At 63.8% G+C, this 20,585-nt stretch carries 19 protein-coding genes; 12 read left to right on the forward strand and 7 right to left on the reverse strand.

Going from position 1 to position 20,585, the window contains the following annotated elements:
- The first annotated feature begins 276 nt into the window (after nucleotides 1-276).
- Entirely contained in the window at nucleotides 277-555 is a 279-nt protein-coding gene (locus tag KXC42_RS22490; RefSeq protein WP_219129625.1) for a hypothetical protein, read from the forward strand.
- Here KXC42_RS22490 and KXC42_RS22495 read toward each other — a convergent pair.
- Nucleotides 545-1,818 (reverse strand): IS3 family transposase gene (locus KXC42_RS22495; protein ID WP_156354424.1). Its coding sequence is split into 2 segments (ribosomal slippage): nucleotides 545-1,539 and nucleotides 1,539-1,818, totalling 1,275 coding nucleotides; the frame shifts between segments, so codons are not numbered across the junction. The genes KXC42_RS22490 and KXC42_RS22495 overlap by 11 nt on opposite strands.
- A 390-nt stretch (nucleotides 1,819-2,208) precedes the next feature.
- On the opposite strand from KXC42_RS22495, the gene KXC42_RS22500 reads away from it, so the two are divergent.
- The 7 genes from KXC42_RS22500 (at nucleotide 2,209) to KXC42_RS22530 (ending at nucleotide 9,138) form a co-directional block, all read left to right on the forward strand.
- Complete coding sequence (locus KXC42_RS22500) at nucleotides 2,209-3,072, forward strand: hypothetical protein (protein WP_219129626.1); 864 nt, start codon at nucleotides 2,209-2,211, stop codon at nucleotides 3,070-3,072.
- A gap of 249 nt (nucleotides 3,073-3,321) precedes the next feature.
- Complete coding sequence (locus KXC42_RS22505; protein WP_257605925.1) at nucleotides 3,322-5,217, forward strand: AAA family ATPase; 1,896 nt, start codon at nucleotides 3,322-3,324, stop codon at nucleotides 5,215-5,217.
- Between the two features lie 48 nt (nucleotides 5,218-5,265).
- Nucleotides 5,266-6,539 (forward strand): IS3 family transposase gene (locus tag KXC42_RS22510; RefSeq protein ID WP_156354424.1). Its coding sequence is split into 2 segments (ribosomal slippage): nucleotides 5,266-5,545 and nucleotides 5,545-6,539, totalling 1,275 coding nucleotides; the frame shifts between segments, so codons are not numbered across the junction.
- 27 nt (nucleotides 6,540-6,566) lie between these two features.
- On the forward strand, nucleotides 6,567-7,259 hold the full coding sequence (locus KXC42_RS22515) for a hypothetical protein (RefSeq protein WP_257605926.1): 693 nt from the start codon (nucleotides 6,567-6,569) through the stop codon (nucleotides 7,257-7,259).
- 582 nt (nucleotides 7,260-7,841) lie between these two features.
- On the forward strand, nucleotides 7,842-8,072 hold the full coding sequence (locus tag KXC42_RS22520; RefSeq protein WP_219129627.1) for a helix-turn-helix transcriptional regulator: 231 nt from the start codon (nucleotides 7,842-7,844) through the stop codon (nucleotides 8,070-8,072).
- Nucleotides 8,069-8,599 (forward strand): hypothetical protein, encoded by a 531-nt coding sequence (locus tag KXC42_RS22525; RefSeq protein ID WP_219129628.1) that lies wholly within the window; start codon nucleotides 8,069-8,071, stop codon nucleotides 8,597-8,599. The genes KXC42_RS22520 and KXC42_RS22525 overlap by 4 nt, the downstream gene beginning before the upstream one ends.
- Nucleotides 8,600-8,892: 293 nt before the next feature.
- Complete coding sequence (locus KXC42_RS22530) at nucleotides 8,893-9,138, forward strand: type II toxin-antitoxin system prevent-host-death family antitoxin (RefSeq protein WP_219129629.1); 246 nt, start codon at nucleotides 8,893-8,895, stop codon at nucleotides 9,136-9,138.
- Nucleotides 9,139-9,257: 119 nt separating this feature from the next.
- Here KXC42_RS22530 and KXC42_RS22535 read toward each other — a convergent pair whose 3' ends face one another.
- Together KXC42_RS22535 and istA are read right to left on the reverse strand one after the other, a co-directional pair.
- Entirely contained in the window at nucleotides 9,258-10,016 is a 759-nt protein-coding gene (locus KXC42_RS22535; RefSeq protein WP_007633699.1) for an ATP-binding protein, read from the reverse strand.
- Nucleotides 10,013-11,671 carry an IS21 family transposase gene (istA, locus tag KXC42_RS22540; protein ID WP_257605819.1) on the reverse strand — a complete coding sequence of 553 codons (1,659 nt, stop codon included), beginning with the start codon at nucleotides 11,669-11,671 and terminating at the stop codon, nucleotides 10,013-10,015. Before istA ends, KXC42_RS22535 begins: the two co-directional genes overlap by 4 nt.
- Before the next feature lie 150 nt (nucleotides 11,672-11,821).
- Between istA and KXC42_RS22545 the strand changes: the two genes are divergently transcribed.
- Nucleotides 11,822-12,079, forward strand: a complete 258-nt coding sequence (locus KXC42_RS22545; protein WP_219129630.1) for a type II toxin-antitoxin system RelE/ParE family toxin — start codon at nucleotides 11,822-11,824, stop codon at nucleotides 12,077-12,079.
- A gap of 284 nt (nucleotides 12,080-12,363) precedes the next feature.
- Here KXC42_RS22545 and KXC42_RS22550 read toward each other — a convergent pair whose 3' ends face one another.
- Entirely contained in the window at nucleotides 12,364-13,125 is a 762-nt protein-coding gene (locus KXC42_RS22550) for a hypothetical protein (protein ID WP_219129120.1), read from the reverse strand.
- A 104-nt stretch (nucleotides 13,126-13,229) separates the two neighbouring features.
- Here KXC42_RS22550 and KXC42_RS22555 point away from each other — a divergent pair, with 104 nt between their 5' ends.
- Complete coding sequence (locus tag KXC42_RS22555; RefSeq protein WP_219129121.1) at nucleotides 13,230-13,382, forward strand: hypothetical protein; 153 nt, start codon at nucleotides 13,230-13,232, stop codon at nucleotides 13,380-13,382.
- Between the two features lie 113 nt (nucleotides 13,383-13,495).
- Here the strand turns inward: KXC42_RS22555 and KXC42_RS22560 are convergent, their stop codons facing one another.
- Genes KXC42_RS22560 through KXC42_RS22570 form a run of 3 tightly spaced genes read right to left on the reverse strand, consistent with a single transcriptional unit; the run spans nucleotide 13,496 to nucleotide 16,463 of the window.
- Nucleotides 13,496-14,971 carry a Fis family transcriptional regulator gene (locus tag KXC42_RS22560; RefSeq protein WP_219129122.1) on the reverse strand — a complete coding sequence of 492 codons (1,476 nt, stop codon included), beginning with the start codon at nucleotides 14,969-14,971 and terminating at the stop codon, nucleotides 13,496-13,498.
- Between the two features lie 9 nt (nucleotides 14,972-14,980).
- A complete protein-coding gene (locus KXC42_RS22565; protein WP_219129123.1) occupies nucleotides 14,981-15,334 on the reverse strand; it encodes a helix-turn-helix transcriptional regulator in 354 nt (117 codons plus the stop codon).
- A complete protein-coding gene (locus tag KXC42_RS22570) occupies nucleotides 15,327-16,463 on the reverse strand; it encodes a site-specific integrase (RefSeq protein ID WP_257605820.1) in 1,137 nt (378 codons plus the stop codon). Before KXC42_RS22570 ends, KXC42_RS22565 begins: the two co-directional genes overlap by 8 nt.
- A gap of 1,533 nt (nucleotides 16,464-17,996) precedes the next feature.
- On the opposite strand from KXC42_RS22570, the gene KXC42_RS22575 reads away from it, so the two are divergent.
- Both KXC42_RS22575 and KXC42_RS22580 read left to right on the forward strand, forming a co-directional pair.
- Entirely contained in the window at nucleotides 17,997-18,986 is a 990-nt protein-coding gene (locus tag KXC42_RS22575) for a hypothetical protein (protein WP_006554208.1), read from the forward strand.
- Entirely contained in the window at nucleotides 18,983-19,960 is a 978-nt protein-coding gene (locus tag KXC42_RS22580) for a hypothetical protein (protein WP_052040179.1), read from the forward strand. The genes KXC42_RS22575 and KXC42_RS22580 overlap by 4 nt, the downstream gene beginning before the upstream one ends.
- Nucleotides 19,961-20,585: the final 625 nt, after the last annotated feature.

The following is a 20,585-nucleotide window of genomic DNA, read 5'->3' on the forward strand; positions in this document are numbered from 1 at the left end:
CATAGCTGCGCACATCACCCTGCGGTACAGCCAAAACTGCGCGAACCAGCGAGTCCCGCACGGGTGTACCCCAACGAAACCTTCTCGGCGGGTTACGACCATCGGCTAACACTTGGTCACTAAAGTCACGGACATCGAATAGGGTGGGAGTTTCCCAGTCATGACTTCGAGCGGCCGAGGACGGCTAGAACCGGCTTCATAGAAGATACTTGGTCTGCTAGGCGGGCGAGCCTTCGCGCAGGCTCTAGCAGAGTGCAACAGACAGGAATCTCGTCAGTGGCTACTACCGTTTCTGAGTTCGTCGACATCACAGTGCGCGGAATGCTGAAACGGGGCGTCCACACTGAGGCTGACATTCAGTCGTCAATCAAAGCGGTCCTTCTTGCTGCGGATATCGGACTCAAAGAGGACGGGGTCCTGCTCGAGGACCCCATGGGCGACGGCTCAAAGCGCCGCATCGATATCCGTTTCGGCCAAGCCATCATCGAGACCAAGCGGACCCTAGCCCAGACCGATCTGATCCCTCCCGGCGTTTCCGGAGAGCTCATGGTGTGAGCGCTTCCTCCGGATTGAGGGTGCGCATGCGATCGTAGTGGAGTTGCTCTGCCCGGTCGGGGGTGAGGTCGTGGCAGTAGCTGTGTGGTCGTTCTCGGTTGTAGAACGCCACCCATTCGGCGGTGCCCAGCGACAACTCAGTGGCTCCATGGAACAGGGGCTGGTTGTCGACCAGTTCGTTCTTGTAGTCCGAGTTCACCGATTCGGCCAGGGCATTGTCGAAACTGTCCCCGACGGTGCCGATAGAGGCCGCGATCCCTTCCTCGGCCAATCGCTGCCCGAACACGATGGCAGTATACTGCGATCCGGCGTCGCTATGATGGACGAGTTTGCTCAAATCGACTACCCCGCAACGTTTTCTGTTGTCGATCGCATTGTTGATCGCATCGGTCACCAAGTTCACCGTCATCTCCGTGGCCACCTTCCAGCCGACGATCTTGCGGGCGAACACGTCAGTCACGAAGGCTGTGTACGCCCAACCGGATTCGGTGCGGCAGTAGGTGAAATCGGCCACCCACAGGCGGTTGGGTGCCGCGGCATAAAACTGCCGGTCGACCAGATCCGTCGGCCGCTTGGCCGCCGCGTCAGGGATGGTCGTGCGCACCCGTTTCTTCTTGATCGCGCCGTGCCATCCCATCTCCCGCATGACCCGTTCAACCGTGCAACGGGCGACATCTAATCCGTTGCTGCGCAGCATTATCCATGTCTTTCGTGAGCCCAGAACGCGGGTCAGGGGTTTGTTCTTGCGGAGCATGAAGATCGCATCGATGACCTGCGCGTCAGCGAGCATACGGGCGCTCGGCCCGCGGTTGATGTGGTCGTAGTATGTGGACGGGGCGATGCGCCAGCCGTGCTCAGAGAGCACGGCGCACATCGAATCGACACCCCAGATAAGACCATCCGCACCCACCCGATGTCCCTGGTGGGTGCGGATGAAGTCCACAATTACCGGTGTGGCCGGTCGATTTCGGCCGCGAAGAAAACCGACGCCGCTTTCAGGATGCCGTTGGCCCGTTTGAGTTCGGCGACCTCCTGTTTGAGCCTGCGGATCTCCTCGTTGTCGGCCCTCGAGGCGCCTTCCGCATCAGCGGCCGGGGCCTTACGAACCCACTGACGGACAGTCTCCGCCGAGGTCACCCCCAACAGATCTGCGGTCTTGCGCATCGCCGGCCACTCCGCCGACCCGTGGGCCACCAACTGGGCCACCATGTCCACGGCGTCTCGCTTCAACTCAGCCGAGTACCGCTTCGATCCTGCTGCCATAGGTTTCATCCTCCCTTGAGAGGAGCCCTCCGGAAATCCCGGGAGGGATCACGGACCCCTCAAGCCTCGTTCCGAACTGGAGTGTGGAGCCACGCCTCCACTGCACTTACAGCAGGGTTCACCGACTCTTGGGATCTCCAAGATGTCGATACCGGATTCCCAATGGCCTCCTGCGTCATTCGCTTCACCCGGACGGAAAGCACGGCCGCCCCGATGCCGTCGACGACCCTACGGTGGGCCGGCCGATTGCCACGGCCCGATATTCCATGGTCGCGAGCGCAATCCCGCATCACGAAAACTGCGGCAACGATCGTTCAACGTGATGGATCGAACTCATCAAAGTCGCCGTACAAGGCGAAGTTCCGAAACGGCGCGACACTTTACCCTCGAATGCTCACCTTCGTCACAGAACAAGCGGCAGGTCCCCTTGGAGCTGGCGCGGGACGCGTCCAGGTAGCGTCTCGACGCGGGGCTCAGGACAAAAAGCCGTGGAAAGAACTTCCTGGCCTAACCGGAAGCGTTCCCGCCGCATATGTCCGAAACGTCCATTTGGGCGAAACTGTGGTGCCCTTCCGTCCGAGCAATCCCTTGCGGGCAGTTCTGCCCATTAACGACGAGCGCGCCCTTTCCGAAGATGAGATAGCCGTAATCTCCGGACTCGATGCCTGGTGGGACGCGGCATCGACATTATGGGATGAGAATAAACAGGCGGCGACAAAACAGTCATTGGGTGAGTGGTTGGACTACAACAACAAACTTTCTTCCCAGCTACCGTTAAGTCCGCTACGAGTTGTGTACACCAAGGCTGGGTCAATTTTGACCGCCGCCGTTCTGGAAGATCCCACGGCAGTCATTGACCACAAGCTGTACTGGGCGCCTATTGAAACTGCTGCCGAGGGCCACTACTTGGCCGCCATTCTCAACTCTGAGGCGATCCTCGAGCGGGTCCGACCTCTCCAGACTGTCGGCCTTTTCGGTCCCCGAGACTTCGACAAGCACATCTTCGATGTTCCTATCCCCGTGTACGACTTCCGCAAGGACCTGCACCTTAAGTTGTCGAAACTCGGCCGTCGTGCCAGCGAGATCGCCTCCGACGTGGACCTCACCGATACCAAGTTCCTAGCTGCGAGAAAGAGGGTTCGCGCAGCTCTCGCGGAGGACGGCATTTGGCACGAAATCGAGACCGCCGTTCTCGAACTCATCCCTTCCGAAGTGGTGCAATCCATCGCTGACGAAGCCATAGCCAGTGCATAACAGACTCCGGAGAAAAAGTCTCGCCGATAATACTGCGTTCCATCGTCATGTCCTGCGCATTGCATCAGTTACATAACTCCGCCATTCCACACCGTTGGGTAGGGAATTCAAGGTAAGCATCACCGGGAAATTTCGCTGAGCGTTGTAATTGAGGCGACATGTCGGTGGCCGATGCTTCACTAAGGTGCCGACAGTCTCACCCAGCAACGAGCGCATGATGATCATGGCTGGTTTGCTTCTCGTAGAAACATGGTTGAAGTGACGATTGAACAAGACATACGAGCCTGGGCGCTGACGAGGCCCGCATGGCAGCAGGATGTGCTGGTCGCACTGTCGCGCGGCGAGACGTCCGACGATCCCGACGCTGTCTCCGAGCTCGCCGACCGCCTCCTGGCACCGAGTAGCTCTACACCCAACGACGCGGCTCGGAGTCTCACGCTCGGCGCGGCCGAGCCGAAGCCGGTCTGGCTCAAGGGCATCTGCAACGTCAAGGGCGTCAACGCGCTTGCAGCCGATCAGACTTTGACGTTCGCGGCCGTAGGCTTGACGATCCACTACGGCAATAATGGCAGCGGAAAATCCGGCTACGCGCGAATCATCAAGACAATGGTGAGTGCGCGGCACTCCTCGGTCGTTCTGCCGGACGTCTATCGAGACGGCTCGCCGGCCCCGAGCGCAGAACTGGAGTACTCGGTAGATGACCAGGCGTTCTCGGAGAAGTTCCCCTCTGATCCTCCTGCTCCCGAACTGCAGCGCGTGCGGTTCTACGATGAGCACTGCGGCGACGAGTACCTGAGCCGCGACTCCAGCGTTACGTACCGCCCTTCTGCCCTCACGTTGCTGGATGGGCTAATTGCCGTGTGTGGCGAGGTCCGTGAGGAACTGCAACGGAGGATCGCTGAGAGCAACCAGAAGCGCCTCAGCCTCACTCTGCCACCGGGCACCGCCGCGAGTACTTTCCCATCTCGCCTAACTCTCAACACGAGCGACCAGCAAATTGACGATGTCTGCGCGTTTACATCTGAGGACTCCGAAAACCTCGGTAAGGCGATTCAGGAAGTCGCCCGGCTGGAAACGAGCGACGCCACTAAGGAGCGTGCGCGACTGCAAACCGACGCCCGTCACATCGCGTCCCTGAAAACACAGCTCGCCAAGCTAGAGGACGCACTGAGTTCTGGTCGCCTCACTGCTATCGGCAAGCTCAAGGAGGACGCCGCGACCAAGCGCGGCGCGGCGATCATCGCCGCTGCGACCTCCTTTGATGACGAGCCTCTGTCGGGAGTCGGGTCGGAGACTTGGCGAACGCTATGGCGCGCTGCTCGTGACTACGCCCTCTCCGACCTCGATCATGAGCATGGGTTCCCCGAGGTCGGTGACGATGCGCGCTGTGTGCTCTGTCAGCAGCCCCTTGGGGACGACGCTAAGAACCGCTTCATGCGCTTCGACAGTTACATGACGGACGTCACCGAGAGCGAGGCCATCGCAGCCGAGCATCGCTACGGTCAGGAGCTGGCGGATCTCCGGTCGCTGGACTTCACCACGCATGCGATCACGACCGGGCTATCCGCGCTCTCCACCCACGACGAGCCACTGGCCACTGCAGCCCAGCAACGGCTAAGCGTGCTAGAGAATCACCGCAACGAGGCGTTGGAGCACTTCACCACGAGCGGAGCAGTCGTAGCGCCGCTTGCCACGACCACCGTCGGCTCACAGCTCGACGAGCTCGCCACGTCTCTGATCGCCGAGGCCGAGGCGACCGACGTCGCTGGCTTTCAAACAGCGCTGAATGCCGCGCAGGCCAGGCGTGACGCGCTGGCGGCTTCCCAGATACTGAGCGAGAACAAGGCTCACATCAAGGCCGAGGTCATACGACTCAAGGAGCTCGCCGAACTTAACGCCGCTTACTCGGCAGCTGACACCAAGGGCATTACACGGAAGACAACCGACCTCACGGGCATCTACGCGACCGAACAGATCCGCGACTATTTCGCCCGAGAGACCTCTCGCATGAACCTAGCGAAGGTGATGCTCAAGGACCTGGGCGGGCAGAAGGGGCAGGTTCGTCAGATCCCAACGCTCACCGGCGTGCATCACGCTGATGGGACTACCCGCACAGTGCTTAGCGAGGGAGAGCAGACTGTGTGATCCCTCCCGGGATTTCCGGAGGGCTCCTCTCAAGGGAGGATGAAACCTATGGCAGCAGGATCGAAGCGGTACTCGGCTGAGTTGAAGCGAGACGCCGTGGACATGGTGGCCCAGTTGGTGGCCCACGGGTCGGCGGAGTGGCCGGCGATGCGCAAGACCGCAGATCTGTTGGGGGTGACCTCGGCGGAGACTGTCCGTCAGTGGGTTCGTAAGGCCCCGGCCGCTGATGCGGAAGGCGCCTCGAGGGCCGACAACGAGGAGATCCGCAGGCTCAAACAGGAGGTCGCCGAACTCAAACGGGCCAACGGCATCCTGAAAGCGGCGTCGGTTTTCTTCGCGGCCGAAATCGACCGGCCACACCGGTAATTGTGGACTTCATCCGCACCCACCAGGGACATCGGGTGGGTGCGGATGGTCTTATCTGGGGTGTCGATTCGATGTGCGCCGTGCTCTCTGAGCACGGCTGGCGCATCGCCCCGTCCACATACTACGACCACATCAACCGCGGGCCGAGCGCCCGTATGCTCGCTGACGCGCAGGTCATCGATGCGATCTTCATGCTCCGCAAGAACAAACCCCTGACCCGCGTTCTGGGCTCACGAAAGACATGGATAATGCTGCGCAGCAACGGATTAGATGTCGCCCGTTGCACGGTTGAACGGGTCATGCGGGAGATGGGATGGCACGGCGCGATCAAGAAGAAACGGGTGCGCACGACCATCCCTGACGCGGCGGCCAAGCGGCCGACGGATCTGGTCGACCGGCAGTTTTATGCCGCGGCACCCAACCGCCTGTGGGTGGCCGATTTCACCTACTGCCGCACCGAATCCGGTTGGGCGTACACAGCCTTCGTGACTGACGTGTTCGCCCGCAAGATCGTCGGCTGGAAGGTGGCCACGGAGATGACGGTGAACTTGGTGACCGATGCGATCAACAATGCGATCGACAACAGAAAACGTTGCGGGGTAGTCGATTTGAGCAAACTCGTCCATCATAGCGACGCCGGATCGCAGTATACTGCCATCGTGTTCGGGCAGCGATTGGCCGAGGAAGGGATCGCGGCCTCTATCGGCACCGTCGGGGACAGTTTCGACAATGCCCTGGCCGAATCGGTGAACTCGGACTACAAGAACGAACTGGTCGACAACCAGCCCCTGTTCCATGGAGCCACTGAGTTGTCGCTGGGCACCGCCGAATGGGTGGCGTTCTACAACCGAGAACGACCACACAGCTACTGCCACGACCTCACCCCCGACCGGGCAGAGCAACTCCACTACGATCGCATGCGCACCCTCAATCCGGAGGAAGCGCTCACACCATGAGCTCTCCGGAAACGCCGGGAGGGATCAGTGCTAGGTCTTGCCGGCTTCTTCACGGAGACGGAGTTTGACGCTTCCAAATCTGCCGTCGTCTTTGACGATCCCGTGACTTCACTAGATCACGTCCGGCGGGACAAGGTGGCGGACCGACTCGCCCAGCTCGCCAAGTCCCGGCAGATCATCGTCTTCACGCACGACGTCGCTTTCCTGAGCGACCTCCTGAAATCAGCGGCGTCCGCCAAGGTCGAGGTAACCGCCCGCACCATCCAGCGGCGTGGGGACGTGCCTGGGTACGTAGCGGATGGCTTCCCGTGGAAGGCCCAAGACGTCGGTCAGCGAATGAACACAATCCACAACGAGATCACCGCGCTCACCAAGAATCGCCAGAACCTTAACGACGACGAGTACGAGCAATGCGTAAGCAAGATCGCGGGACTCCTGTCGGAGACGTGGGAGCGCGTGGTGACGAGCGAGATCATCAATCGTGTTTACGACCGGAGCAAGTCCGAAGTGCGCCCGCAGATGGTGCGAATGCTCGCCAAAATTACGCGCGAAGACAACGCCGAGTACCAGGACGGCTACGGCAAGACATCCAAGTGGGTTCGGCGCCACGACAAGGCGGAGGAGACCAATTACGTAGCACCCGAGCCCAACGAGCTTGAGGCTGAGTATGACCGCCTTAAGGCGTGGCAAAAGCGCATCAAGAGCTACCAAAATACGTAAGTCCGGGAAGTGGTGGGGTTTCGGAACCCGGGGTCCAGCCAAAGGGGACGGCTCCATCCTCTCCAAATTGGCCCACGGTCTCCGGGAAAACACTCCTGCCACCGCCACACCGAGCGCTCGGCCCATTTCGTCCAATGCGCCGATAATGTGAGGTTACGTAATCTTCGCTGGTAAGACACTCTGCATGGGCATCACACCTAGGTGGCCCCTGCTCCTTAACACATCGTCCTCCACGCCCCCTGCCGCTACTTGGGCACTCACCGGGCTAACCACACTTAGCGCCGTGCTCGCGATCGGATGGGCCATCACCGCCGTGCGCCGACACCACGCAGTATCTCGCCGCTACCTGATGACAGCCGCAACATGCGCCGTCCTGACAATTCCAGCGAACATCCACCTTCTGAAATGGGGATTCATCCCCCACCTGTAACCCTTGCCCGAGCCAATAGCCTGATCGACCAGGGGCCTTTGTCACTCAGCGGGCCGCTCCGCCAGGCGCCCAATGCGACACACCCAGAACCGCCAAGCACCGGGAGTCAAGTAACCTTGACATAAGAAGTCAAGCTGGTTTAACATTTCGCTATGGCAGTTCGAGAGACCGGAGCAGTCGGATCAAGCCCGGTCCGGGAATGCCGCAAGGTCAAGCGGGTCACCCAGGCCGAGCTCGCCGAGGCGGTGGGTGTCAGCCGGCAGACGATCATCGCGGTCGAGCGGGGTGACTATTCGCCGTCGGTGTACCTGGCGATCCGTATAGCGCGGGCCCTGGAGCGGTCGGTCGAAGAGCTTTTTGTCCTGGAGGAGGAGTCCCGATGACTCAGCGAAACGGCGTGTTCGACCGACTGTCGGACCGGGTGATGAATCTTGACAGCCCCGCGTATGGAGATGAGCGGGAGCGCACCGTGTCCATGGAGGCGAGTTCGTTCGGTCTCACTATTGGTCTATACGCGGGGCTCGCAGGAGCCGTCGTGTCAGCGGCATTCGGCCTGATCCTCCTGCCGACAGTTCTCCTCGCGCTGACGATCCTGCCCGCGGCAGCCGCCCAGTGGTACGCGCGACGGCGGGGAGTCCATCTCAATGCGCTCGCCGAAGAGTCCGGAGCCAAATCGACGCTGATCACCATGGTCGCGGTGTGCTCACTCATAGCCCTGGCGTTCGCCGCGATGACCTACACCGTCTTCACCAGTCAGCCCCTCCTGCCCCTCCCCTCGTTCACAGTGACACCAGGAGATGGCTTGCTCGGGGGTGCGGCACAAGGCGCCGTGGTCGGCGGAATGGTCGGAGCGGTCGCCGGGATCATCGGTTCGATTCTGAGCTACCGCAAGGCACACCGCAGGAAGTAGCAGCGGCGCCACAGGCTCTCGACAGCCCTTCCGGCCACCGGAGCAGAAAACCAAGCTCAGCCCGTGCACCACAGGCGAACACGCGACGACCCGCGGTGACAGCCTCAATTAACACGATCAGGCTTCGATTCAGAGCAGACGCCCCAAGCAACGGCAAGCGCACGCTCGCCCCCTGGACCGATGAAGCGACGTCCCGTCAAGTGTGCAGGTCGACAGAGATGAAACGATCCCGACGACCACAGCACACGTGCACCCACTAGACCGCGAGTTGTACAAGATGTACCTTTGACGTCATGGTGACCACGACACTCAGCAACTTCCGCGCGCACCAGAGCGAGGTACTCGACGCCGCTCAGCGGGCGCCGGTGGAGATCCTCAGCCGAGGTAGCCGTCGCCGGGCCGTTGTCGTCTCGCCGGAGTTCTTCGACCGCGCATTGCAAGCCTTGGAGGATCAGGCCGACGTTCGCGGGGCGGCCGAGGCCCGCCGCGAGGACGGCAGCATCTCCCACGAGGACCTCATGGCGGAACTGGGCCTGTAAACGCTCGCGCCCGGCTCGCCGATTGTTTGGGACGCCTTTCGGAAAGCGCGGTTCTGATGATCGGGTAGCGGTCGGACGGGCATCGGATAGCGGCATCTGCCCGTCCGACCGCTGGGCCGCTATGGCGTTGCCGTGGCGAGGTGCCGTCTCATGTTCGGGCCGTCGAGGGCGATGATCTCGGCGCCGGCGACGATCCGGTTGAGGATCGATTCGGCGATGACCGCGTCTTGGAGCGACTTGTACCAATCTGGCGGATCGAACTGCGAGGTCACCAGCGTCGAGCCCCGCCCTTCCCGAGCGGCAAGGATGTTGAGCAGCTCCGCCGCGGTGTGCGGAGCCACCGGCGTGGTCAGGAAGTCATCGAGAACCAGCAGGTCGCAGTTGTGCAGATCAGTGAGGAAGTCCAGCCTGCGCTGCGAGGTCGGCTCCAGCACGGCGAGCCGGTTGGCCAGGTCGTCGAGCCGGAAGAACCTCGCGGTGTAGTACTTTCGGCACGCGGCATTGAGCAGCGCCTGGGCGAGGTAGGTCTTGCCCACGCTGGACTGGCCGAGCACGACGAGATTGCGGGTGGCGTCGATCCATTGACAGCTGGAAAGTCGTGCGATTAGCTCGCGGTTGACGTTGCGGTCAGGCAGGTAGCGGATCTCTTCTACGCAAGCATCAGGGTTTGGCGATCTGGAGGCCTTGAGTAGTTTCTGGGTCCGGCGTTCCTGCCTGGCCGTGATCTCTTTGTCCAGGGCGTGGAAGATCTTCTCCGAGAAGGTCCACTCGTCGCAGGCGGGATCGTTGGCCAAGTCGATGACGGTCTGGCCGAACGCGGTCATCCGCAACTGGGTGAACAGTGGCATGTCGGCGTCGGTGAGATGACGATCAGTCACTGCAGCTCCTCCCGCCCCGCGGTGCCGCTGCTCGGGCCTCCGGTGAGGACGGCGAGGCTGAACTGCTCCGGCCCGGCCAGATGCGCCCCGGTGGTATCTCGCCGATCCGGCGGTACCGCTACAGGCGTTGCGGTCGCCGGCGTCGTCGCTGCGGTCGTGGTGGTGGGTCGAGCGGCGGCCTGGGCCCTCAGGGCCGCCAGCTGCTGCTTGACGGCGGTGTAGCTGATCGCCCGGCGTGAGGTCTCGGAGACCAGCTGCCCGCAGGCCCGCTCGAGCAGCATCTTGTTGTCCCCGCGGGCCAGGGCGAGGATGTTCTGGCACGAGCGGTAGCCCTGAGCCTCGATCCGCTGGCGATCCAGGACCTCACTGATCGCGGCCACGGTGTGCGGTCCGATCTTGTGGGCCTGGCGCACGAAATACGCCCGCGACCACAGGTCCGATGACTGCAGATGCTGCGCGGGAACATGGTCAGGGTCGGTCACGAAGGCGTGCCGCCTACCGGAGACGGCGTGGGAGGCGATGACCTCCCCGCCAGCCATGACAGTGAGCGTGGGGCCGGTGATCTTCACATCGACGTGCTGGCCAGCGAAGGTGTAGGGCACCGAGTACTTCACCGTGGCGATCTCCACGTGGTAATCCCTGTTGACCTTGGACTTCTTCCAGATGACTGGCTGCCAGCGGGCCTCGGGAAGGTCGAACAGTTCCGACTGCTCGTGCTCGGTGAACAGCTCCCGGCGGCTGGTCTTCTGGCCGCGGAACGGGGTCCGGTCGTTGATCGCCTCGACCTCGGCGGCGATCGCCTCGTTCGCATCATCCAGGCTAGCGAACCGCCGATCGGCCAGCCGTCCGATCACCCAGTTCGTCACCACCTTCACCCCAGCCTCGACGTGCCCCTTGTCTGTCGGGCGCACCGGCCGAGTGGGCACGGCAGCGGTCTGGTGATACTCGAGGAAGTCACGGTACTCACGGTTGACCTCGCGGGCCCGGTCACCGCGGGCGATCTGGTTCGACGCCGTCGAGGCGTTGTCCGGGACGATCACCTGCGCCGCGCCGCCGAAGTACTCGAACGCCTGCAAGTGCGCGTCGAGCCAGTTCGGCATCTTCTCGTCCAGGCAGCCGCAGGCGAAGACCATCCCCGAGTACGGCAGCGATGCCACGAACACCGACACTGTGGTCTTGGTGCCGGTGACGGGATCGAAGATGGCCATCTTCGTGCCCGCCCAGTCGACCTGCATCGTGTGCCCGGGCACGTGCGTGATCCGCATCGTCAGCTCGTTGACCTCGACGTACTCGCCGATGATCTGGCAGAACCGCTGGTAGCTGTAGTGCCGCTGCCCCGGCGTGCCGTCAGTGTCGAGGTAGTTGGCCCACAGCACCCGCAGCGGCAGCTTCTTCTTGCCCGTGCGCTTCTTCACGGCAGCCGCCACGTCGAAGGCGACGAACTCCTTCGACGGCGTCTTGCGCCCATCGGCGAACAAGACGTCGATCTCCTCGACGCTGAGCGCCTCGACCTGGCTCGTGGCGGTCAACCCGTGCTCGTGGCAGACCTTCTTCGCCTTCGCGACCGTGCGATGCGAGCAACCCGCGATCGCCTCGATGTCCCGGTAGGACCTGTCCTGCAGCAGTAGCGACATCACCAATCGGTAATCAGTCACCCGTGCCTCCTGTTCGGATCCACGCGCAGCCTGGTTGCCACGCGTAGAACCGACACGAGCACACGAGGACCGGCACCGCTATCCGATGCTCATACTCGCGCTACCCGATCATCAGAACCCTGCTATCCGAAGCACGTCCCTAACACGCCGATGCCCTATTCGATCACCTACAAACCCTCGGCCGCTAAAGCCCTTCGCAAGGTTCATCCCACCGAACAACAGCGAATCGTCCGCGCTATTGAGGCCTTGGCGCAGGCTCCGCGCCCTCCCGGCGCCATTCAGCTCGCCGGAGGCGACGGTGAACTCCGCATCCGCGTGGGCAACTACCGCATCATCTACAACATCGACGACGACGCCCTCGTCGTACTCGTTCTGCGCATCGGGCACCGCGGCGACGTCTACAAGTAGCCGCCCCACCCCGGGTCTCGGCGGAGACGCACTACCCGCAACTGGTAGGAGCGGGTGTTCGGGAGGCGGGAGTAGGAGGCCTGATCGCGGCGTCTCGGGCGGCGAATTACTCTGTGGCACTCTCCATACCGGTAACAGGAGACATTTCCCGTTACCCGTTCCCCTGTTACCGATTGCCCGGTGATTCTGGAGGACCAAAATCCCCAGCGTTTCCCTGCCTCAGAAAAATACGCCAACTTGCACAGCAAGTTGACCAGTACAGCCTGCGTGCCGGTCCTCAGAATTCAGGGCCGAATAAGGACTTCACGGCCGGCCTCCGTGAGTCTCACCCATCTGGCCGTCGACGGATCGTGCACGTCGGTGGCGGGGTACTCCAACCATCGCCGACCGCGGGCGATGCGTTCGCGTATACCAGCCTCGCTCGTGTCCAGGACTCGAGCGCACCAGGAGATTCTCCGCTCGCTGGTGTGTGCTTGGAGAGCGATGAGTTCGAGCACGTCGGGAGCAAGTTCGCCCCGCCCTACGGCTGAACGAGCGTCGCTACCGAGAACTGGCGGCTGGTCGGGATCGCGGCCGTATATAGGATCCTGCATTCCGCTAGCGCGGATCATCCAGGCGGTGCTGATCCCAAGAAGGACGGCAACCACGATGATTCCCGCTGGCTGGTCAAACACCCCGAGTGGGCGACCCAGGAATACTGCGGCGAACAGCACCGGCGTCAGCATCGTGGGCGAACGCCACCACGGCGTCGCGCTACCGCCCCAGGGGCTGACGTCAAGGTTCCCGGTATGCCCGCGAGAGCCCGAGCGGCGGAGCTGGATCAACGCCAGGAGTCCGAGGATGCCGAACATGGCTACAGCGACGCCAGCTGCCATCGGCACACTCCCCGGGATCTCGTCCGGGTTTACGACAACGCCCAAAAGACCTGCACTGGCAAGCCCAAAACCTACCTCGACTCCAAGAGGCGTGCGTTCCGCCGCTCGGCGTTTTCGCCACGTTCGGACTATTAAGTCCTCCGTGAATTCCCCGGCGTCCTGGCTGCGCATACCTTCAAGTTAACTACCGCCAAGCGAGACCCGGTAACGACCTACTGTGACCCGCGGAGGCGACCGCCCGCCGGCTCGCCGAGCACCGACCCGACCGCATCGAGGTGCTCGCCTACGCCGACGCCGGGTGCGTGTTCGACGTGCCGTCCGACTACGCCGAGGAACGGATGGGCGGCTCAGCGAACGCCAACGCCGCAGCGCTCAAGGACAGCGACCGGATCCTCGTGGAACAGCTCGCGGCCTGGTCGCGAGAGTAGACCCGACGGGCCCGGCACCCTCGCGAAGAGCGTTACGCGCGCACGCCGCCACGGCGGCCTCCCAGGGCTAGCACAACGTCCCTGCTACCGATTGTTCGGTAATTCCCGGAGAATCACCTCTGGCCATGCTCGCTTACGGAGGCGATGTATTCGGCGTATGTACTTGCCGCGTCGACGGCGTGGCGCTCAATGGTCGAGGGGTGATAGCCCAGGACGTCGGCGATGATGGCGGCCGGGGCGGTTTTGCTGAGTTCATGCAGTGTGCCGAGTCTGGCGGCGCGGGCGCTGACGAGGTGGGCTCGTAGCCGGAGGCGTAGGTGCATCGGATCGATGTGCCTGCCGGGGGAATGCCCTCTGAAGACCCAGTTGCTTCTCGGGTGAGCGGCGGTCTGGTCGTGGCCAGGCTTGGCGTGGAGTTCACGCCACGGCCCGTCGAGCGGGGTGGGCAACTCGATCGGGCCGCTGCCGAGCGTAATGGTCGCCAGGTCTTCAGTTACGGAGATGTCGTCCCAGGTCAGGGCGGCAATATCCTGGACCTGTTGGCCAAAGACAAGGACCAGAATCGCCGCGGCCTTGTCTCGTGTGGTCAGAGTGTCGCCGTCCACCATGCGATCCAGGGCGGCGTCCTGGTCGGTGGCGCTGAGTTTGGTGCTGTTACCGCGGCGATGGCGGGGCACGGTGAGCCCTTGTGGGGCGTTTCTGGTGTTCATGGCCCAGCCGAGGAACCGATCGACGAGCAGTCGAGTGGTCGGCCCGCCGGCGATCCAGGCGTCAACCTCGCCCTGGCCGACGTCGGCGAGCGTGATGTCGCGCTCGCCGAGCCAGTTGAGGAAGTTGATCGCGACGGTGACGGTCTGCTTGCTGCGCAGGAAGGTGCCGTGGGGGACGGGGTCCATCTGATTCATGCGCCGCAGATGGTGCCAGTGGACATAGCGGTCAATGACGGCCCGGTGGGTATCCTCGGTCAGCCTCTCCAGTGCTGTGTCCGCCCAGTCTTGGTAGCGGACAAGCAGCTCGTCACGTCGGGGCAGGACACCGTGCTCGATCAGGAGCCCGCGCACGTAGTCGCGGGTGCGTGAGCGTGGAAGCGCATCGATCGCCTCGTGCGTGAGCTCCGGGAGGGAGGCCAGCTGGTTCAGGAAGTCGGTCACGTGCCGCTGGCGGATCCAGGTCATTCCACTGTTGGCGCGTTTCATCGATTTCAACGCCTCCGCCAGGGGGACAAGCCTCTCGGCGATGGTGCCGGTGTCCGGGTTGGTCAGCAGTCCGTCGACGGTCTCGCTCAGCGCGCATGGCCAACACAGGCCGGCGCGGTAGATCTCGTCCTCGGCGCCGCAGCGCACGCAATCGATGTTGAGGGTGATCTGGGCGCACGCCCGGCAGGCCGGGCGCCCATCTACTCGGCCCGGTAAGACGCCGATGTGGCCACAGTCGCAGGTGCCGCGGGTGCGTTTGGCCTGCTGGTAGCAGTAGCCACAGATCTGATCCTCCGGGCCCCAGGTGACCACCAGCGGGTAGCCCAAGCCGCAGCGATCACACGGACACACGCGACGCAGGTCCGGATCGTCGGGTTTGCGGGGCCTGGCCATCGGTACCGGTCAATCCTCGTTGTCGCCCCGGACGAGTCTCACCCGGCGGGCGATCGGCTGGCCGGGTGCCACCCCCAGGTCTTCCGGCCGCTTCGGCGCCTGCGCGGTGGCTGCTGCCCGCATCTCCACGAACGGTTCGAACAGCTCACCCGGTTCGCAGTCGAGGATGTCGCAGAGCGCGGCGAACGTGCGTGCCGGGATCCGCTCTGGTGTGCCGGTCACCAGCCGGTAGACCTGACTCTCGGACAGGTTGATGCCCCGAGACCTCAACAACGGCACCAGTTCGGTGCTCTTCCACAGGTTGCGCTGCGCCATCTGCGTCCGCAGATTCCAGCGATACCCGATGCGTCGTTGCTCAGCCATCAGCGTCTCCGTCCTGCTTCCTGCCGTGCCCGTCCAGCCGCGAAGCGATCATGCGCTGAATGGTCTTCTGTTTGAAATCGTCGCCGACCGAGGTGTACAGCCCGGTGACCGACGCATAGGCATGACCGACTTGAGTCTGCACGAACGCCGGGTCGTAGCCGGCCTCGATCAAGTGCGTGACATAGGAGTGCCGCAGGCAGTGCAGTCCGAGCTCTTTCGGCAAGCCGGCGCCCTCGCGGGCGGCGGCGAAGGCATCACTCAAGCTACCCACTCTTATCCGCTCGGCGCGCTCGCTCGGCCACAGCGCCGCCGAACGGTCAGCAGTGGCGAAATGCGCTCGACCACGCTCGGTGATCCAGAATCGGAGCAGGTCAACCACCCAGTCGAACTCCGGGACCGTCAACACCGTTCGTCGTCGCGGCCCCGACCCGGCGGTGCCTTTGGCCCACCGGACGGTCACCGCGCCGAAGTCGCCGTACGCAGGCACATGCGGGTTGGGGCCGAAATCCTGCACGTCCAACATCGCCACCTCGCGACGCCGAAGCCCATAGGCGTAGCAGACCTTGAACGCGATCGAGTCCCGCAACAGGGGCAGCCAGCGCTTACTCCCAGCAGCGAACTCACGATCGACCCGGTCGTCCACGTCATCAAAGAGCCTCTGCAGCTCCGTGGCCGTAAAGGCCCGGCGCCCGGCCGGAACAGCATCCTCGCAGGTGTGCCGCGGGGTGTTCCACTCGAACGCGATCTGGGCCGGAACATCGTCGAAGACCCGTTGGCAAAGCGCACCCCACCCGTAGCTCGAGCTCGAAACATAGGCACAGAACATCGCGATGGCATTGCTGTCCGAACGCAGCGTCGTCCAGCTCACCGGTTTCTCACCCGAGCGCCGATCTGCCATGTAGTCATCCAGATCGACCGGTCGCCACGACCACGGGAACGTGCCCGCAAACTCCTGGAACCGGCGCAGCACCCCGCAGCGCCCGTCGATCGTCGCTCTCGTCAGCCCACGCGCCAGCATCTGCGCCCGCCAACCCTCGACCATTGCTTCAAACACGCGGTCCTCGGCGCGGAACAGGCCGACCTCACCGTCGCGCAACAGCCGCGGAACGAATCCCGGGACACCGTCCACGCCGACCTCCGACCCGTGGAAACCTGCATCTAATGCAAGAAACCTACGGGACGCTGGACCGACGCACAAGCATCACATCCGCGGCGTCGACACTGCACCAGCCAAACCCGGCACCCACCAGCACAAACCCCATCATCCCAGGTAGACGGCAGTAACCGCACCTACCGCAGCTCCCGAGAGTTTAACGCCGATAACTTACGTTATGTTAACTAGAGTGGAACCGGACCTCCTCCGGACAGGTGCGGCAGGGCGTCCGAGGCGTTCGGAGATCCCTGGTTCGCCCGAATCGATGCGATGGGCCCCACCTGTCACTCGGCCTCTGGCTCGAGTCCGGCCCACCTCCGGACTGCGACCGGCCTGCCGGCGCCCGTGCCGGATCGAGCCGCCGATCCGCTCGACGCGCGTTCGGCTGCTCATGCATCGGGTGCCATGCCGCAGCGACGCGCACACTGCACCGACCCACGGTTCACCGATGCGGCGTTGCGGCAGCACCGTGTGGTCGTCGCGTGCGCGTTGCGCGCCGCAGATCGCGCGGACGATGCGCATGTTGGTGGCGCGGGATCATCCCGTCCCCCGGGGTGCTGCGACCACCGATCGCCCCTTCTCGCCTCTTCCACATTTGATGGATAATCGGGGTTATCCATGATTTATCGCAGTGGCGGAACTGCGCAAGGGTGACCCCGCCAATCAGCGCCATCCTGCGATCCGAAGGACGCCACGTCGAGAGGCCGTCAAGCCCGCTGGCACGTGCGAGTTGCTACCGGGGATCCTCTGTGGGGTCGGAAACCGGGTTCTGGACCACTGTGTGTGATGGTGCGACACTGCGACTCAGGGTAGGGATCCTGGCAATTCCGCCTGGCAGACTTCGGCCATGGACCGGAACCGAGGCACCGGAAACAACGGTCGCCACGAGTACTACAGCACCAGCGACGTCGGTGAGGAACTGCCGACCGTCCGGCACGGTGACTTCGAACAAGCGGACTAGGATATGCGCTTTTTGTCCGCGCTGACCAGACATCTGTCGGCACGATCCTGGGACACTGGGGTGTACGAGATCGAACGGCTGAGCTGGGCGGATTCGGTCATGACGTTGGTGGTGCGGGTATGGGGTCGCGATGACTCCGGCCTGGTCGGTTGGCGCGAACACCTGCCCACAATCCGAGCAGGTTTCGCACCCGACGATCCGGAGACAGTCGCGAGCGCCTGGCACACCGGCGAGTTCTGTCCCAGCTACCTGCCGCACCCGTATTCGCCTGGCCCCGACGGTATTCACTGGATCGGGACCCGGCGACCGTCTCACCCCGACAACCGGTGATACCGACCCCGCCGCTGGATCGTCACGGAAGGGTGGACCAGAACCGGACACCGTCACGTTAGGCACGCCGGCGCCGAGCCGCTCCACCGTTCGGTGCCCGCTCGTGCCTCCAGTCGACCAGCGACCGGGCGAACTTCGACATTCTTATACGCTCTAGCAGCTAATACAAGATAAAGTAGGATTTCTCATCTAAGCTTGTACACGTCGAGGGGACGAGCATGGCCGAAACATCACAGCTTCTCTCCGGCGCGATCGCGCTGCTGCGTCGTGCCGGCATCCGCCTTGTCTCCGGTTCCCTCGACGCCTGGGACCTGACTCTGCCCGACGGCCGGGAATTGCCGACCCGGGTGCGCATATCCCGGCGGCCACCCACCCCCACGGTCCTCGCCCGGCTGCTCGCCGAACCGGGCCCAGCCCGGCGCGTGCTCGTGGTAACCCCACACGCCACGGCGCATCTGCGCACTCTCGCGACAAACGGCGAAATCGATCTCATCGCCGTGGACGAAGACCTACTCGTATTCGCCGGCGCGCGCTACGACGTGACCGAAAACGCAACCCCTACATCCCCTGCCGCATCTGCTGCCCGGGGCCGCAAACCCTGGGTGCGCTGGGCTCTGGCCCGGGTCCTGCTGCTCTCGGATAGGGCGCAAACCCAACACCGGCTCGCCGAGACACTGGAGGTCTCCCAGCAGGCAGTCTCATTCGCCCTCAAACAGCTACAGGCGGCGCGGCGCACCGAGCACGGCTGGTTCGCCGCATCCCCCGAGGAGTTGCTCGCGGACTATCTGGCCGGCTATCCCGGTCCCGGTGGCGCCGTGACCTACTGGTACGGCCTGGATCCAGTGATTGCCCAGGCCACCGCCGTTGTTGACTTCTGCGCCCGGCAGGATGTGGCAGTGTTGGTCAGCGGCGATGCCGCGGCCGATGTGTACGCCCCATGGCGGCTGCCGACCCGGGCGATGCTCTACACCGATCGGTTCGTCGACCTCGCCGCCGCGGGCTTCAGTCCCGCCACCGAGGCCGAACACACCATGGCCGTGCAGGTCCCCGCCGATCCGACCCTGTGGCGCACCGCGGAGATCAGCGAGCCAGTGCTGTTGGCCGATCCGCTGATCACTGCGGGCGATGTGCTGCGCACCGGTGGCGCTGATGCCGCCGAAGCCGCCGATCATGTGCTCGCCACGATCCGTCAGAAGGCTGCTCTGTGACTGATACGACCGAGGTGGAGATCCTCGCCGCGTCGAATGCCGCCGACCGCGGCCTGCGGGCGTTGGCCGATCTCGCCGCGGCCACGGCCGGGGCCAACTATCGGGTCGTCGGCGGGCACATGGTGCACCTGCTCGGTCGCCTCTACCCCACCGACACCGCTGCCCGGGTCACCGCCGACGCCGATGCAGGCATGGACCCTGTCGCCGCGGCCGACGCCACCTTCCACACCGCGCTACTTGCCCGTGGTTATCGGCTGGTGACCGGCAACCACTACGAGGCACCCTCCGGGGACGGCACTCCCCTGTCGGTTGATCTCCTGGTTCCCGGCACCGGTGGTCGCCGGATCGAACGCGTCGAGTACGCCGGGCGCGGCTTCGACGCCATTCCCGGTCTGACCCTCGCGCTGGCCGCCGACCCGATTCGGGTGCGGGTGCGGGCACGCCTGACGACCGGCGAGACCGTGCGTTTCGGGGTGCCGGTGCCCGGCGTCGAGCAGGCGGTGGTGCTCAAGGCGCTCGCCTGGCGCAGCCGCCTCGCCGCCAAGGATGTCGCCGACCTGTGCACCCTGTTGTCGATCACCCATGAACACCGAGACCGGTTTCCCGCTTGGAAGCTGCACACCGCCCGTACCGGTGCCCGCAAGGACGCAGCCCGGGCTCTGCACGAGCTGGTCGCCATGCTCGACCGCGGCCAGCGCATCGACGGACTGACTATCGCCCCGGCGCGTCTGTCCGGTCTCATTCGCCGCTACGTGGTCGACCCCCACACGGCCCGACCGCCAAGCGACACCGGCACCGCGCAGCAGATCGCTCGTGATCCCAGCGGACAGGAGGCGTTGCTGTCGGCTCTGCGCGCCGCCGTGTCCGGTCACCCACCACGCTCGAAGCCCGGTACACCCGGCGGTAGTACGACCCCGGCCCAGCCGGAGCCACCCGACCACAGTCCCCAGGCTGGCCCCGACCTGGAGCTGTAAGCCCGGCATTCCTTGTTCGAGAGGAGCCCCAGACCTCGCACGCTGTCCGCGACCCACGGTGCATGCATGGCTCGCGATGCGTGCACGCATCGCACGCACTGCACGCATCGGTATCGACGCGGATCAGAAAGCCTGGGTCCGAGCCACTGGTGCAGTTCACGCTATCGTGCCCACGACAACTCGCGCCGGGAATAGCCGGAGGCAGGGGCGCGTTGCACTGTCCGGATCGGGTGCGTTTCCGTGTCCCCCGGGCTCAACCCTTTGCCTTCACGGAGTTCCGTTCGGCTGGAGCCGTGTTGCGCCTTTCGCCGAGAGGCGACCGAATGCACCCGATCCCTTCCCCGTCCACTTCGTGCCAGCACGCTGCGGCGGCGTAGCCCATTGCCCACCTGCCTCGCGCAGCATCCGGCCGGCACCGCGAGCTTCTGCAACGCCTTGTCGGTACGGTCGTGGAGCCGGTGAACCAGACACCGACATCAACCGGCGGCGGCACGATATGGGGACGACATCCCCGCCCGCTCGGACACTCCCGTGCCTCCGGACTGTCACCATCAGTATCGACACTTACGTCAGGTGCCAGGTCCAGCGACTTACACCAGGTGATCACAGATTATTCACGTGATGT

The organism is Rhodococcus sp. LW-XY12, assembly GCF_019317345.1.
GTDB classification, from domain to species: Bacteria; Actinomycetota; Actinomycetes; order Mycobacteriales; family Mycobacteriaceae; genus Rhodococcus; species Rhodococcus pyridinivorans.